This is a genomic window from Candidatus Edwardsbacteria bacterium (assembly GCA_018821925.1).
Classification (GTDB): Bacteria; Edwardsbacteria; AC1; order AC1; family EtOH8; genus UBA2226.
On the sequence record JAHJLF010000070.1, the window covers coordinates 1 to 16,112 of the forward strand.

14 protein-coding genes are annotated in these 16,112 nt (G+C 53.2%); 12 read left to right on the forward strand and 2 right to left on the reverse strand.

All coding sequences use genetic code 11. The features are described from left to right. The 5 genes from KJ869_08450 to KJ869_08470 form a co-directional block, all read left to right on the forward strand. A partial coding sequence (locus KJ869_08450; protein MBU1577223.1) for a hypothetical protein occupies window positions 1-251 on the forward strand: 251 nt, incomplete at its 5' end. 40 nt (window positions 252-291) lie between these two features. Next, window positions 292-831 (forward strand): peptidylprolyl isomerase, encoded by a 540-nt coding sequence (locus KJ869_08455; GenBank protein ID MBU1577224.1) that lies wholly within the window; start codon window positions 292-294, stop codon window positions 829-831. Window positions 832-861: 30 nt separating this feature from the next. Then, window positions 862-2,961, forward strand: a complete 2,100-nt coding sequence (locus KJ869_08460) for an ABC transporter ATP-binding protein/permease (GenBank protein ID MBU1577225.1) — start codon at window positions 862-864, stop codon at window positions 2,959-2,961. A gap of 14 nt (window positions 2,962-2,975) precedes the next feature. Continuing rightward, entirely contained in the window at window positions 2,976-3,611 is a 636-nt protein-coding gene (locus KJ869_08465) for a class II aldolase/adducin family protein (protein MBU1577226.1), read from the forward strand. Window positions 3,612-3,664: 53 nt separating this feature from the next. Continuing rightward, window positions 3,665-4,486: a hypothetical protein gene (locus KJ869_08470; GenBank protein ID MBU1577227.1), complete on the forward strand. Its 822-nt coding sequence runs from the start codon at window positions 3,665-3,667 to the stop codon at window positions 4,484-4,486. A 71-nt stretch (window positions 4,487-4,557) separates the two neighbouring features. On the opposite strand, the gene KJ869_08475 is transcribed toward KJ869_08470, so the two are convergent. Together KJ869_08475 and ligA are read right to left on the reverse strand one after the other, a co-directional pair. Next, window positions 4,558-5,625 (reverse strand): amidohydrolase family protein, encoded by a 1,068-nt coding sequence (locus tag KJ869_08475; GenBank protein ID MBU1577228.1) that lies wholly within the window; start codon window positions 5,623-5,625, stop codon window positions 4,558-4,560. Between the two features lie 194 nt (window positions 5,626-5,819). Then, on the reverse strand, window positions 5,820-7,817 hold the full coding sequence (gene ligA, locus KJ869_08480; protein ID MBU1577229.1) for an NAD-dependent DNA ligase LigA: 1,998 nt from the start codon (window positions 7,815-7,817) through the stop codon (window positions 5,820-5,822). A 138-nt stretch (window positions 7,818-7,955) separates the two neighbouring features. Here ligA and KJ869_08485 point away from each other — a divergent pair, with 138 nt between their 5' ends. From KJ869_08485 to KJ869_08515, 7 genes are all read left to right on the forward strand, one after another. Further along, window positions 7,956-10,148: a bifunctional (p)ppGpp synthetase/guanosine-3',5'-bis(diphosphate) 3'-pyrophosphohydrolase gene (locus KJ869_08485; protein ID MBU1577230.1), complete on the forward strand. Its 2,193-nt coding sequence runs from the start codon at window positions 7,956-7,958 to the stop codon at window positions 10,146-10,148. 231 nt (window positions 10,149-10,379) lie between these two features. Continuing rightward, on the forward strand, window positions 10,380-11,267 hold the full coding sequence (locus tag KJ869_08490) for a DMT family transporter (GenBank protein MBU1577231.1): 888 nt from the start codon (window positions 10,380-10,382) through the stop codon (window positions 11,265-11,267). Between the two features lie 227 nt (window positions 11,268-11,494). Beyond that, window positions 11,495-12,679, forward strand: a complete 1,185-nt coding sequence (gene lpxB, locus KJ869_08495; protein MBU1577232.1) for a lipid-A-disaccharide synthase — start codon at window positions 11,495-11,497, stop codon at window positions 12,677-12,679. A gap of 176 nt (window positions 12,680-12,855) precedes the next feature. Then, window positions 12,856-13,884, forward strand: coding sequence for a low-specificity L-threonine aldolase (gene ltaE, locus KJ869_08500; GenBank protein ID MBU1577233.1), 1,029 nt, complete (start codon window positions 12,856-12,858; stop codon window positions 13,882-13,884). Window positions 13,885-14,049: 165 nt separating this feature from the next. Further along, window positions 14,050-14,502, forward strand: a complete 453-nt coding sequence (locus tag KJ869_08505) for a hypothetical protein (protein ID MBU1577234.1) — start codon at window positions 14,050-14,052, stop codon at window positions 14,500-14,502. 90 nt (window positions 14,503-14,592) lie between these two features. Then, a complete protein-coding gene (locus KJ869_08510; GenBank protein MBU1577235.1) occupies window positions 14,593-14,853 on the forward strand; it encodes a hypothetical protein in 261 nt (86 codons plus the stop codon). A gap of 313 nt (window positions 14,854-15,166) precedes the next feature. After that, window positions 15,167-16,112: YncE family protein (locus tag KJ869_08515; protein ID MBU1577236.1), on the forward strand; the 946-nt coding region annotated here is incomplete at its 3' end.

Sequence of the window (16,112 nt, forward strand, 5' to 3'; positions counted from 1 at the left end):
ACGAGATCATATTCAAGCAAGATGGTGAGAAATTCTTTACGCAAAGATATTTGGGGCCCAAGGCTGTGACATACACCGAGTCCTGTCACTCAAAAGTTTATAAAACTCTGTTTCATAAAATTGAAAAACTGTCGGCCAATGGATCATTAATAAATCTTATTAACCAAAATTATAAAACTAAAAAAATAAACGACAAAGAGTTCATATTTTCTGTAAACAAAAAAGAGATTAAATTATCCTTTTTAAGTTGAAGAAAATTAAAATAACATATCATTTTTATGGAGACAAATCATGCAGAAAGAAATGCCCCAGAAAGGCGACCTGGTCGCCGTCATCAAAACCAACCAAGGCGAGATGTATTTTCGCTTGTTTGACAAACTGATAACCGAGGGGGTCAAGAATTTCACCGAGCTGGCCAGGGCCGGAAAATATAAGGATGTGCCCTTTCATCGCATCATCAAGGATTTCATGATCCAGGGCGGGGATTTTGCCAACAAAAACGGAACCGGTGGCCACTCCCACAAAGGGCCAGGCACCACCATCGGAGACCAGTATCATCCCAATCTTAGCCACCTTCGGGGGGCTCTGTCCTATGCCAAGACCAGCCTGCCGAACAGCATCGGCTCCCAGTTCTTCATTGTTCATCCGGCCAAGGGTGTTCCTTTCCTGGATCATCCCACCGACGGGGGACCGGCCGAGGGCTACACCGTATTCGGCCAGATGTATCAGGGCTTTGAGGTGCTGGATGCCATCGCCGGAACCAAGACCAAAGCCAACGACAATCCGGTTGAGCCGATGACCATCATCGATATCGAAATAGCAAATTTCTAATCATTGATTTCCATTTGAAACAATCTGCTGATGTCCGACCATAACCAACATAACGAGTTTGCCGAAGAATCGGCTCTGGGGAATATCTACGATGCCAAATTAGTGCAGCGCCTGCTGTCGCTGATGCGTCCCTACCGGTGGTATATTGCCCTGGCCATCGTGGTATTGATTTTAGTAACGGCATTCGAGCTGGTTCTGCCGTATATCACCAAAGAGGCCATCGACAGCTTCATAAAGGTTTCGGGTAGAAAGATGGCAATCACCCAGGAGATCCCGGGCACCTTTCGCCTGGCCGGCGACACGGTTCTGGTGGATGTGGCCAGATTAAGCAGGGAGCAGCAGTATCGGGCGGGGAGTTGGGAGAAACAGGGGAAGCTTGAAAAGACCAGCTATTACTACTTCGTGTCCGACGGCAGTGATCGGGCAAAAAGAGCCGTTGAGGTGACCCAGAGCAACCGCGATTTATTCCAGCAATACGGCGATCTGTATCTTATCAAATATGACCACCTGAAAAAACTTCCCCCTTCCGAGATCGCCGTTCTGCGCCAGAAGGACATCAAGGGGGTGCTCGACTTCGGGATGCTGTTCCTGCTGCTGCTGGCAATCAGCTTCGGGCTGAATTTTGTGCAGATAATACTGGTCCAGCTGGTGGGGCAGAGATTCATGCATTCCCTGAGGCTGAGGATATTCGCCAAGCTGCAGTCCATTGACATGGCTTTCTTCGACCGCAACCCGGTGGGCCGCTTAGTGACCAGGGCCACCAACGACGTGGATGCCATCAACGAGGCCTTCGTTTCGATATTCGCCCAGCTTTTCCGGGATATCCTGCTGGTGCTGGCCTTAATGGTGGTGATGCTTTTGCTGGATGTCAAACTGTCCCTGGTGGCCTATCTGACAATACCATTGATCGTATTGTGGACCATCTTCTTCAGGATAAAGGCCCGGGACATCTACCGCAATATCCGGGTGCGGCTGGCCAGGCTCAACGCCACCCTGCAGGAGAATCTCAGCGGAATACGGGTGATCCAGATATTCCAGAGAGAGAAAGAGAACATCCGCCGCTTTGGGAACATCAACGACGACTATCTAAAGAGCTCCCTGCAGGAGGTGCTGGTGATGTCGTTTTTCCGTCCGATGGTGGAAATAATATCGGCGGTGGGACTGGCCCTGATAATCTATTATGGCGGTGGCAAGGTGATAGCCAGCACCCTCTCTCTGGGGACCCTGGTGGCATTCACCACCTACCTGAGGATGTTCTTCCGTCCCATCCAGGAGCTGACCGAAAGCTATACCGTTCTGCAGTCGGCCATGGCCTCTTCGGAGAGGGTGTTCCATCTGCTGGACGAGCCTTCAAGGATCAGCCTGGCTGAAAAGCCGGTGGATATCGGCCGGCCCAGAGGAGAGATCGAATTCAAAGACGTCGTTTTTGAATATGTCCACGGGGAGCCGGTGCTGAAGAATATTTCGTTCAAGGTATCGCCGGGGGAAAAAATCGCCTTTGTGGGCGCCACCGGTTCGGGCAAGACCACCATCATCAACCTGATCGCCCGACTGTACGACATCAAGAGCGGGCAGATACTTTTGGACGGGGTGGATATCCGGGAGCTGGACATCTGGAAGCTGCGTTCCGCATTGGGCGTGGTGATGCAGGATGTGTTCCTGTTCTCCGGAGACATCAAGGGCAATATCAGGCTAAACAAACCGCTGAGCGATCAGCAAGTGGTTGATATCTCCCGGCAGGTGCATGCCGATACTTTCATCGAACGGTTTCCTGGCCAATACGACGAGGAAGTCAAGGAGCGGGGGGTAACGCTTTCGGTGGGCGAACGCCAGCTGCTGTCGTTTGCTCGGGCACTGGCCTTTGACCCCCCAGTGCTGGTGCTGGACGAGGCCACCGCCAATATCGATACCCCCACCGAGAAACTGATCCAGGATGCCCTGGCCAAACTGATGCAGGGCCGCACCTCCATCGTCATTGCCCATCGCCTATCCACCATCAAGCATGTGGATCGAATATATGTCATCCACAAGGGCGAGATCCGGGAGAGCGGCAGTCATCAGGAGTTGTTGAAAAAGCGCGGCTTGTATCATAATTTATACCAGCTTCAGCTGGGTGGAGAAACGATTTAACAGGAGCAGTAAGTATGCTTTACCAAAACCTATTACGCCAGCAGATAATAAAAGCCTGCCGGCGCCTGGATCAGCTGGGCTTTGTGGCGGCCAGCGATGGAAATGTATCGTCCAGGGTGGATGACAAGGATATATTGATCACGCCCTCCGGCCTGGCCAAAGGTGAACTGGGGCCGGAACAGATACTGCTGACCGATATTGAGGGCCGAATAATAAGGGGAGAAGGAAGCACATCATCGGAGATCAAGATGCATCTGTATGCTTACCGGATGCGCCCGGATATAAAAGCGGTAGTGCACGCCCATCCTCCGACGGCCACCGGTTTTGCCACTGCCGGCATATCCCTGACCGATCCGGTCCTTCCGGAAGTAATATTGACCGTGGGGCCGGTTCCCCTGGCAAAATACGCAACTCCCTCAACCGATGAGGTGCCGAAGTCCATCGCGCCGTACATCAAAAAGCACAACGCCATTCTGCTGGCCAATCACGGGGTGTTAACCTTGGGAAAGGATGTTACCGAGGCCTTGCACCGGATGGAGAGGGTGGAGCACCTGGCCAAGATCATGTTGGTGGCCGGACAGCTGGGCGGGGCCAGAAAATTAAATAAAAATCAGTTAAACAAGCTGCTTGACACTTTCAAGTTTATTTGATATCTTATTTAAAGAATTCGAAAATAATAATCGATCATTATAAAGGAGATACCATGAAAACTCTGAAACTTTTCCTGGCCTTATCGGCGACCTTTCTTTTGGTGATAAGCTTCGGCTGCAGCAAAGACGATCCGGCAGCACCGCCACCCGCAACAAATACCGCAGTTACCCAGCAAACCTATGCCGCCGATGCCGGAAAAGATATGGCCGCCACCTGCGACGATGGGATCAGTGATTTTAGCGGATATCTTTCGGGCTTTTCCAAGGGAAAAACAAGCAAAAATTTTTATGACAGCACTTATTGGTGGGGACCTTATGACGGTTGGTATTATTTGTATTGGAATACAGTCGGTATCATCCACCCCGATAGCAGCAGCAGCGACACCAGCAATTATTCGTGGCTTTACAAGATCCGCTTTTATCCAAACACGGTGGCGCCCGATTCTGTAGAATGGTACTGGACCTACAGTGACACCACCACCGCCTACTACTCGTATCATGGAAAGGTTGGGTACGACGGTGACAACCTGCATGTTAAGGGCTTTTGGAACTTTGGCATATATACACCAGCCAGTTATGATTACACCTGGGATTTTACCTTTGACAGCGTAAGCATAGCTACCAACGACTATCAGGGGCATTATACTTTCGTTTGTAATTATTGGCCCTATTATACCGGTACTGGATATGAACTGGGTAAGCTGTCCGGCGATTATCGTTTTAATGCAAATGGTTCCGGCACCGGCTCGCTCTCCCTCAACGACATCGAGGTCGTGCGTTATGTCTTCTACGATATAGCAGCCGACACCAGAGGCTATTATACTCTGGCCGCTGAAAGTTGGGGTACCCAGCATAGCTTCGGCTCAAAAAAGTAAGGGCTCGTCAAAATAATTAAAAAGGCAGGAGATATTTCTCCTGCCTTTTTAATTAGCCTTATAATCTGTTTTTAAGATTGGCCATCACTTTTGTATGGCTGGGACCAGACCTTCTGGCCGGCGATGAAAACTTTTTTTATCTCCACCTGGCCGGAACGGAAAATGATACGGGATAATACATCTTCGGCTGAGGCGTTCTTTGTATGATTTGTCTTTAGAACAACAAAGTCAGCTTGCTTGCCTTTTTTTAAATTCCCGATAGTTCCCCCCATTCCCAGTGTTTTGGCCCCGCCCAGGGTAGCCATGTAGAAAAGCCCGGAGAGCTTCTGGATATTGGCATAATATCCGTCGCGCATCACATCCAGCATGGAAAACGACGGCCCGGCGGCGATATCGGATCCCAGCGCCAGCTTGGGATAATACTTCCAGTGTTCCAACGGGAACCTGCCGGAATGCAGGAATAGATTGGATGACGGGCAATGGACCACCCCGCAGCCTCTTTTCCGTATCAGTTCCCGTTCGGCTGGCGACAAATGGATGCAATGCGCCAGCAGGGTCTTTTCCGTCAGCAGGCCGAAGCGGTCATAGACCTCGGCATAGGATTTGATCATGGGGAAGGCCCTTTTTACTGCCGAAACCTCGAACAAATTCTCCGAAAGGTGGGTCTGAATATACAGATCCTCTTTTTGGGCCAACTGGGCTATCATTTTAAGATAACCGGGGGTACAGGCCGGGGCAAACCTGGGATTAAGGGAAAAATGCAGACGTTCCTTTCCGTTCTTTTTAAAAAGACCAGATAGCGCCCGGCACTCCGCTATGGTCTTTACTGGGTTTTGCTTGAGGCTTCCCGGGACCGCCCGGTCCATAAGGGTATATCCGACGATGGCCCTGATGCCGGCCTTTTCCGCCTGGCGGCGGGCGGCCAGCACTCCGTTGTTGAAGTTGGTATACAACGCCGTAAAAGTTATTCCGGTGGACAAAAGAGCCTGAAAATATCTTTGAGAGATATTTTCGGCATTTTTCTTGTTGCTAAGGCATACCTCTGCCGGGTAAATATGGTTCTTCAGCCAGTCCATCAAAGTGAAGCCGGTCTGCCCGATGGCGTCGAACTGCGACAGATGGCTGTGACAATCTATCAATCCAGGGATGATGATACTGTTCCAGGGCGTTGAGAGGGGCTTATATTTGAGTCCCGGTATTTTTTTATTCGGCCCACAATATAATATTTGGCCCGCCCGGTCATATACCAACAGGCCCTCTGGTATCCACTGGCACTTATCAATGCTTTGGGGATTTAATATGGACCCTCTGAGGCCGATATGATCGCCCGCGCTCATAAACCTTTTACCATCTTGGTGAATTCCTTTTCATCGATTATTTTCACATCCAGCTTCTGGGCCTTCTTGGCTTTAGAACCGGGGTCGCTTCCGGCCACCACCAGACTGGTCTTTTTTGAAACCGCTGAACCGACATTTCCCCCCTGGCTGATTATCAGTTCCGCAGCCTGCTCCCGGGTGTAGCCATCCAGCCCTCCGGTAAGCACCACGACCATCCCAGAAAATACCCCGCCGTATCCGGTGGAAGAGTCCGATATCATTCTGACCCCGGAGCGTTTTAATTTCCCCAGCACTTTCAGGTTCTGCGGATTGCGGAAAAAATTCTCCACGCTTTGGCCCACCGCCGGGCCCAGACCGTATATCTGAGAAATCTCCTCGCAGCCGGCCGAGGTCAGAGAGTCCATGTCTTCAAACCGATTGGACAGCTCCCGGGCCCCTTGGGTCCCTACGTGAATTATCCCCAGGGAATATATCACCCGCCAGAAAGGGCTGTCTTTGCTTTTTTCTATGGCGGCGATCAAGTTATCGGCGGATTTTTCGCCCATCCGTTCCAGCGGCAGGAGGTCGGTCTTCTTGAGATCATAGAGATCTCCGAAATCCTTTATCAATTCCTGAGTGACCAGCAACTCCACCACCGCCGGGCCCAGTCCGTCGATGTCCATGGCTCCCCGGGAGGCGAAATGTTCGATCCGTCCCTTGACCTGGGCCGGGCAGGATAAGTTTTCGCAGCGCCAGGCCACTTCTCCCTCCAGCCTTTTCAGGGGGGTATGGCAGATCGGGCAATCTTGCGGCATGACGACGGGTCCGGCCTTGCTATCACGTTTCTCAACCAAAACTTTGACCACCTGGGGGATGATCTCTCCGGCTTTCTCGATGATCACTGTATCGCCGTAATGCAGGTCCTTTCTTTTAAGCTCATCATCATTATGCAGGGTGGCCCGGGAGACAACGCTGCCGGACAGCAGCACTGGCTCCAGGTTGGCCACCGGGGTGACAACTCCGGTCCGCCCCAGGCTGAACTCCACCGAACGCAGAATCGTGGCCGCCTGGCGAGCCGGAAATTTATAGGCGATGGCCCAGCGTGGACTGTGGCTGGTGGCGCCCAACTGCCTCTGCTGGGCATAGGAATCCACCTTGATGACCATGCCGTCTATCTCGTAATCCAGGGCATCCCGCTTCTGCTCCCATTGGTTACAGTAATCTATGACCTGCGAGATGTCTTGACATAATTCTATATTCGGATTTACCTTGAACCCCAGGTCCTTCAGGAATTTCATCGCCTGATAATGCCGATCCAGTTTCCCTGGGGGGCGGCCCATGCCGTAGACGAAAATGGAAAGCTTTCGCCGGGCCACGGCCCGGGGGTCCAACTGTTTCAACGATCCGGCGGCGGCATTGCGGGGATTGGCAAAGACGGCCTGGCCCTCCTGCTGCTTGATGTCATTCAACCGGGCAAATTCTTTTTTGGAGAGATAGACCTCGCCCCGGACCTCCAGTTCCGACTCCGAAGCATCAAGGCTTAAGGGGATCGATCTTATGGTCTTCAAATTGGCGGTGATATCGTCGCCCTTGGCTCCGTCCCCGCGGGTGGCTCCGTATTCCAAAAGACCGCCGCGGTAAAAAAGAGCCACCGCCACCCCGTCGATCTTCAGCTCCACCACATAACGATAGCTCTGTCCGACCAGGCCTTTGCTGACCCGTTGGTCGAATTCCCGCAGATCCTCTTCGTTGTAGGTGTTATCCAGCGACAGCATCGGGGCCGGATGCCTTACCTGGGTAAAACCCGGCAGGGGCGCTCCGCCCACCCGCTGGGTGGGAGAGTCGGGAGCCACCAGATCGGGGTGCTGTTTTTCCAATTCGATCAAACGGCGCATCAGGGCATCGTATTCCCCATCGGAAATCTCCGGTCGGGCCAGCACATAATACAGGCGGTCGTGTTTTTTTATCTCCTGGCGGAGCTTTGTTATCTCATTTTTAGTTGAGCTTCGGGCCATGTTTTTCGCTTCTATTGATTACATTTGCCTTGACGATATTAGGATACTACATTATAATAATCCACGTCAAGCCGTATATTTTAAAAAGAAGCAATAATGACCAAAGCCCATATCGGAAATAATCCCACGCCGGACAGGATGTTCGGGCAGCTCAAGGAAAGCTTTCAGCGGTACGATAAGGACCCGGCCGATTGGGCCGTGCTGGAGAAGGCCTACCAGATGGCCAACGCCGCCCATGACCGGCAGGCCAGGGCCTCCGGCGAGGAGTTCATCGTCCACCCCCTGGCCGTGGCCCTGTTGCTGGCCGATATCAGGATGGATGTATCCACCATTGCCGCGGCCCTTCTGCACGACGTGCTGGAGGATACCGGGGTGGGCTACCAGGGCATCGCCGACGGCTTCGGAAAGCCGGTGGCCGATCTGGTGGAGGGCGTCACCAAGTTGGCGGCCATCAGCCTGCCCAAGGAACAGAACCGCAGCCTGAAGCCCGGCAAGCAGGTGGTGGACCATCAGGCGGAGAACCTGAGGAAGATATTTTTGGCCATGGCCAAGGATATCCGGGTGATCCTGATAAAACTGGCCGACCGGCTTAACAACCTGAAAACACTGGGGTCTCTTCCCCAGGAAAAACGTGAGCTGATCTCCCGGGAGACCCTGGAGATATTCGCCCCCATAGCCAGCCGGCTGGGGATGTGGGATTTCAAATGGCAGCTGGAGGATCTGGCCCTATCTCACCTGGAGCCCGAGGAATACCTGGAGCTCTCCCAGAAGGTGACCCAGAAGCGCAAAGAGCGGGAGAAGCAGATAGCGGAGATGAAGACCGTCCTGAAGAACAGTCTGGCCTCGGCCGAGATGAAGGATTTCATCATCGAGGGCCGGCCCAAGCATTTTTACGGGATCTACCGCAAGATGCACGACAAGGGCCGCAGCATCGACGACATCTACGACCTGCTGGCGGTGAGGGTAATCGTGGCCAGCGTGCCGGAATGCTACCAGGTGCTGGGGATTATCCACAGCCTGTGGATGCCCTTCCAGGACCGCTTCAAGGATTACATCGCCATGCCCAAATCCAACAATTACCGCTCACTGCACACCACCATCTACGGGCCGGGCAATCAGCCGGTGGAGGTCCAGATCCGGACCCGCGAGATGCATCAGATCAACGAATACGGCGTCGCCGCCCACTGGGCCTACAAGGAGAAAAGATCCGGCACAGACATCAACCTTACCGGCGAGGTCTATCCCTGGATCAGGCGGATGTTGGACTGGCACGAAGAATCCCGCGATGCCCGGGAGTACATCGAGAACCTCAAACTGGACCTGCTGCAGAAAGAGGTGTTTGTGTTCACTCCCAAGGGCCAGGTGATAGACCTGCCGGCCGGCTCCACCCCGCTGGATTTTGCCTACCGGATACACACCGAGGTAGGCCACCGTTTCATCGGGGCCAAGGTCAACTCCCGGATAGTTCCTTTGGAGTACAAGTTCAGCAATGCCGATATTGCGGAGATACTGACCTCCAAACAGAGCAGCCCCTCGGCCGGCTGGCTGAAGGTGGTCCGCAGTCACCACGCCAGGAACAAGATCCGGCAATGGTTCAAAAAGGAGAAAAGGCCGGAATATGTGGCTTTGGGCCGGGAGGCCCTGCTGGTGGAGATGAGGAAAAACCGGATAGAGATCGCCCTGGATAACTCCGAGATCATCCGCTCCCTGGTGGAACACTACAAATTTGCCGGGCCGGATGACCTTTTCGTGTCGGTGGGTTACGGCGAGCTGACCGCCGGCCCGGTGATCAAAAAGATCAAGGCCCTGATCAGCCCGGAGCTGCCGGCTGTCCCGATCGCTTCCCTTCCCGCCGCCAAGAAAGCCAGCCAGCGTCCCTCCGGGATCGGCATGGCCGGGGTGGACAATGTGGCAGTGCGCTTTGCCCGCTGCTGCTCGCCGATCTTCGGGGACGAGGTGTTCGGGTATATCTCCCTGGGAAAGGGCATCTCTGTTCACCGGCGCGACTGTTCCAACTATTCCAACCTGGCCTCCAATCCGGACCGGGTGGTCAAGGTATACTGGGTGGAGCAGGAGCCGGGGTCGTCCTATACCGTCATTCTGAATATCGAGGGGATGGACCGCCCGGACCTGCTGTTCGACGTGGTAAATGCCATCAACCAGGCCAAGCTGAGAATCCAGGCCACCAAGTCCTCCACCCGAAGCAGCCGGCACAATATCAGGGTCTCGGTGGAGATAGGCTCCCGGGAGCAATTGGAGAACCTGATGGCCGGGCTGTCGCGAATAAAAGACGTATCCAATGTTTCCCGGATACTTTCCCGGGGAAAATGATAAATCGATAAAATCATTCCGCATGCTAAGCAGAGCAGGCTTTAGTAGACAATAGTTCGACAAGTTTATACTGAGCTTGCCGAAGTGCTCATCACGTATATAAACCACGCTTGCGCGCCGTAACGCTACAGCGTGCAGGCACGGAAGCACTGAAAACACTGAAATACCAATATTCCGCGATTCCGTGTTTCAGTGGTTTAGGTCGTTTAGCAACTTCACTTATTGGTAAGTATGTCTCAACAACAAAACAGACCGCCATACCTCTGGCCGGTGATACTAGCCGGCATCACCGCCATATCCTTTGCCGCAGTGCTGATAAAAAGCTGTCAGGCCCCGCCCCTGGCCATCGCCCTTTACCGGCTGGGATTTGCATCGCTGCTGTTGCTGCCGGTCTTTGCGGCAAAAAAGGGCTTCAGACATCTTCGCCGGTCCGATGTTTTATGGGCGGCCCTTTCGGGGCTTTTCTTGAGCCTGCATTTTATCCTGTGGATCTATTCCTTAAGCTACACCTCGGTGGTCAGCTCGGTAGTCTTCGTCACCACCAATCCGCTGTTCGTTAGCCTGTTGGGCTGGCTGCTGTTCCGGGAGAAGCCCGGCATCAGGATCTTTCTGGCCATACTGCTGGTGCTGTTGGGGGGCGGGCTGATTGCCGGCCGGTCCGACCTTTCGGGCCCGGCCAATTTCGGCAATCTGCTGGCTCTGGGCGGGGCGGTGATGGCCTCCTGTTATTTGCTGGTGGGACGTTATCTGCGCACCAGGATGGGCATCCTGCCCTATATCACCCTGTGCTACGGAACCACCGCCATCATACTTCTAGCGGCCTCGCTGGTTTTCCAGGTGCAGCTTTGGGGGTTCGACGGCCGGACCTGGCTTTTCTTCCTACTGCTGGCCCTGGGACCGCAGCTGATCGGCCACAGCGCTTTCAACTGGGGGCTGAAATATTTCTCCACCCCCAAGATAGCCATGCTGATAATCACCGAACCGGTGGGCTCGGCCCTGCTGGCCTGGGCCATTTTAAGGCAGATGCCCACCGGGTTCGAGGTTATCGGCGGGATGTTGATACTGGCCGGGGTCTATCTGACGGTGGCCGAAAAGCCGGTGCGGGCCACCCCCTTGTGAAATAAAAAAGCGCCCGAGAGTTTTTATCAGGCCCTGGTGGATATCGTCCGGGAATATCTATTCTTTGGGTTTTATACACGACGACATAAGTCTTATGCAGATTGTTATTTCGGGCTTGACCCGGAATCCAGTATTTTCCTGCGAGCCGGCCAATTTCAGAATGACGCAGGAACAGGGCGGATGTTTTGTTAAAAAAGAATTTCAATATAGATTGTGAATAACACCTTATGCCTAGAATAATGATCATAGCCGGGGAGACCTCCGGCGATCTGCACGGCGGGATGCTGGTGCGTGAGCTCAAGAAAATAGATTCGAAACTGGAGATCTACGGCATCGGCGGGGAAAATATGCAGGCGGCCGGCATGGAGCTGGTCTATCATATCAAAGAATTTTCCTTCATGGGCTTTGTGGAGGTGCTGGCCCACCTGCCGTTCATCCGGTCGGTCTTCAAGAGGTTGGAAGATCTGCTGGTCAGCCGCAAGCCCGACCTGTTGGTGCTGATAGATTATCCCGGCTTCAACCTGCGGTTCGGGCGCATCGCCAAACAGAGGGGAATCGAGGTCGTCTATTATATTTCTCCACAGGTGTGGGCCTGGGGCAAGCGGCGGGTCCGGCTGATCAGGCGCCTGGTGAAGAAGATGCTGGTGATCCTGCCCTTCGAGGAAAAATTCTATCAACGGCTGAAAGTGCCGGCCAAATATGTGGGAAATCCGTTGAGAGATACGGTCAAACCCTCCCTGGGAAAAGAGGAATTCTGCCGTCAGCATGGATTGAATCCCAAGGAACCATTGATAGGAATACTGCCGGGCAGCCGCCGCCAGGAGGTGGAGAAAATACTGCCGGCCATGCTGCAGGCCTGCCAGCTGCTTCATAACGAAGATCAAAACATCCAGTTTGGTTTGGGGGTGGCGCCGCATATTGATCGTCGGTATATAAAAGAACAATTGGATAGGTGCAGCATCAACGTCGCTTTGATAGAGAACCAAACCTACGATCTGATGGCCCACAGCCGCCTGGTGCTGGTGGCATCCGGCACGGCCACTTTGGAGACCGGTCTTTCGGGGACGCCGATGATCATCATCTACAAGACCAATCCCCTGTCGTTCATCATCGGCAAGCTTTTGGTCAAGCTGCCGTTTATCGGGCTGGTGAACCTGGTGGCGGGCAAGAAGGTGGTTCCGGAATTTTTGCAGTGGGAGGCCCGGCCCGGCGCCATCTTCCTGATGGCCAAGATGCTGATGGCCGAGGGCCCTCCCCGACAGGCGGTGATAACGGAACTGGCCAAGATCCCGCAGATACTGGGCGAGCCCGGGGCGGCCCGGCGGGCGGCGGAGGAGATATACCAATGTTTGAAATGTTGTAATTGTAGGGGCGAAGGACCCTTCGCCCGAACCCGCAGGAATGGCACATAAGGGATATAAAAATCCGAATAGATCTATGGGCAAAAAGAGAACCCTGGATTCCCGGTCGAGCCGGGAATGACAAGTAGGTATAACATCCTCTGCGGTAAAAAAGATAAACAAAAAATATCAAAGACCAAAAATCCGTGTTAATCAGTGTCCTAATTAAAATCCAATAATCAAATATTATGAAAATAATTGACCTGCGTTCCGATACCGTCACCCGGCCCACCCCGGCCATGATGAAGGCCATGATGGCCGCTCCGTTGGGGGATGACGTGCTGGGCGACGACCCCACCGTCATCAAACTGCAAAGCGAGACCGCCCAACTGCTGGGCAAGTCGGCAGGACTGTTCGTGCCCTCCGGCACCATGGGAAACCAGCTGGCCATCATGACTCACACCCGGCCCGGTGACGAGGTGATCTTGGATTATGAATCGCATATCTTTCGTTACGAGGTGGCCGGGGCGGCGGTGATGTCCGGAGTGCAGTTCAACGCCCTAAGCGGACCCGGCGGGGCATTGAGCGTCAAACAGATACAGGATGCCATCCGGCCGGAGGACATCCACCAGCCGGCCACCACCTTGGTCTGCCTGGAGAACACCCACAACCGGGCCGGTGGAACGATATATCCCATAGAGGAAATTGACAGGATTTACAGGATCTGCAGGAAAAATAAGATCCAAATGCATCTGGACGGGGCCCGTTTGTGGAATGCCTCAGTGGCCAGCGGAATTGCTTTAAGGGAATATGCCAAATATTTCGACTCGGTGATGGTCTGTTTCTCCAAGGGCTTGGGCTGCCCGGTGGGCTCGGTGCTGGCCGGCGAACAAAAGTTCATTGCCAAAGCGACCCGCAATCGTAAGATGATGGGCGGGGGCATGCGCCAGGCGGGGCTGCTGGCCGGGGCCGGATTATATTCTCTAAAGCATAACATCAAAAGGATGACCGATGACCATAGGAGGGCAAAGATGCTAGGCCAGAGGATATCTCAAATATCAAAAATCAAAATTGATTTGATGAGCGTGCAGACAAATATTATCGTATTTGACATCAAGCGGACCGGGATGACCCCGGAGCAGGCCATGGTAAAACTGGCTAAAAAGGGCCTGTGGGTGGTGCCGTTCGGCGAGACCAAGCTCCGGGCGGTAACTCACCTGGATGTGGATGATGGGGATATTAGTCAAGCCAGTAAAATATTAAAGGCCGTTTTTTAAAAACCATAAGCCCAAAGCCCATCATTCAGATGGGCTTTTTTGTTTTGTATTTATTCGGCGCTCTTGACTTAAGTCTGTTTGTAAGTTAAAATAAAAGTTCATATTGTTTTTAAATAAATAAAATCATAAAATCAAATCACTAACAATCATCATCGAAAGGAACCTATGAAAAAATTATTGGTAGCCATCGCGATCCTTGCCGGCTTGGCTTTTGCCATGACCGCCTGGACCCAGAAAAGCCCCCAACCGAACCTGGTAGGCACCTGGGAGGGGTCGACCGTCTCCCACCACAAAGACCGGGGGCACGTCCAGTCAGCCCAATACACCTTTGTCATCCAGGAACAAAAGGGCCGCATAATAACAGGCTACAAGGCCTGGAATCTGCTGGGGGTGGACACCACCGAGGCATTCTCCGGGGTCATCTCCCGTGACGGGAAGAAATTTTACACCGCGGAACACGATGACGGGTTTGGGTTCGGGGATATCATCTCCGGCACCCAGATCGAGGTCATCTACCTGGAGAGCTTAAACAAACCCAAGGTGGTATTGAAGATGCTCAAAAAGACCTCCGACAAGCCCAAGCCGCGGGTTGCCGCCAAGACTAAAAACAAGAAATAACCAAAGAAATATTCATTGTGATGCTGCGGGGAACGGTTCCTGCGGCATCGCCAGCCCAACCATAAAATATAAAACAACCAAGGAGGTTCCATGATCGAAACCGCCAAACTCATCTACCTGATCAACCTGATCCTGTGCCTGGCCATCCTGGGATTCGGTATCTGGGGATACCGGAAGAAAAAGAACCTGACCGCGCTGATGGTCGGCGTGGCCTTCGGGCTGTTCGGCGGCAGCCACCTGGCCACCCTGTTCAACCTGCAGATCCAGATGGAGTCTTTCCTGATAGTGGTCAGGATCATCGCCTACCTGATGGTGGCCGTGGCGCTCTATCTTGAATCCTCCAAAAAATAACATCCCGGTTGCGCAACAAGGACCTGCGGAAAGCTTTAAATAGAACATTTTTTGAATATCTCATCGGCTCAGCTGGAACGACCAGAAAATATCGGCCGGGGTGTACATTTATTGCTTGCAGGCGGGGGAATATTCTGCAAGTAAAAAAATGTTGATCTTGAAGTAATTATCACCATAAATCAGCGGGTTGTTAAAACAACAATCCGCTGATTTATTATTATTTGACATATGGGATAATTAATAGTAGAATACTTAACATATCATCATTGTGCTGAAGCAATATCATTACTATAATATTGTAAAGGAGAACAAGATGAAGCCAACTTTGTCCGCAGCCCTGACCGCACTGGGGGCCTTTTTTATTCTGGCCGCTCCGGCCCGGGCCGACTGGGCGACCACCACGGTGCCCTCGGGGACCCAACCCTATGCCGTGGCGGTGAACCCGGCAACCAACAAGATTTATGTGGCTAATCGTGCCAGCAACAACGTAACGGTTATAGACGGAGCCACCAATGCCACCACTACGGTGGTCGCAGGGACGTCTCCCCGTGGCGTGGCGGTGAATCCGGTAACCAACAAGGTCTACGTGACCAACTGGACCAGCAACAACGTAACGGTAATAGATGGGGCCACCAACGCCACCATCACCGTGGCGGCGGGGGCAAACCCCCGTGGCGTGGCGGTGAATCCGGTAACCAACAAAATCTACGTGACCAACTACGCCAGCGCCAACGTGACGGTGATAGACGGGGCCACCAATGATACCACCACCGTGGCGGCGGGGACAAGTCCCTATGCCGTGGCGTGCAACCCGGTAAGCAACAAAATCTATGTTGCGAATTACAGCGCCAACGTAACAGTGATAGACGGGGCCACCAATGGCACCACCACCGTGGCGGCGGGAACCAACCCCTATGCCGTGGCTTGCAACCCGGTAAGCAACAAAATCTATGTTGCGAATTACAGCAGCAACAACGTAACGGTGATAGACGGGGCCACCAATGACACCACTATCGTAGCGACGGGGAACGCTCCCTATGCCGTGTCTTGCAACCCGGTGACCAACAATATCTATGTAGCCAACCAAAGCAGCAACAACGTCACGGTGATAGACGGGGCCACCAATGACACCACTATCGTAGCGGCGGGGAACGCTCCCTATGCCGTGTCTTGCAACCCGGTAACTAACAAAATCTATGTTGCGAATTACAACAGCGGCAACGTAACTGTGATAGACGGGGTTACCAATGCCACGGCCA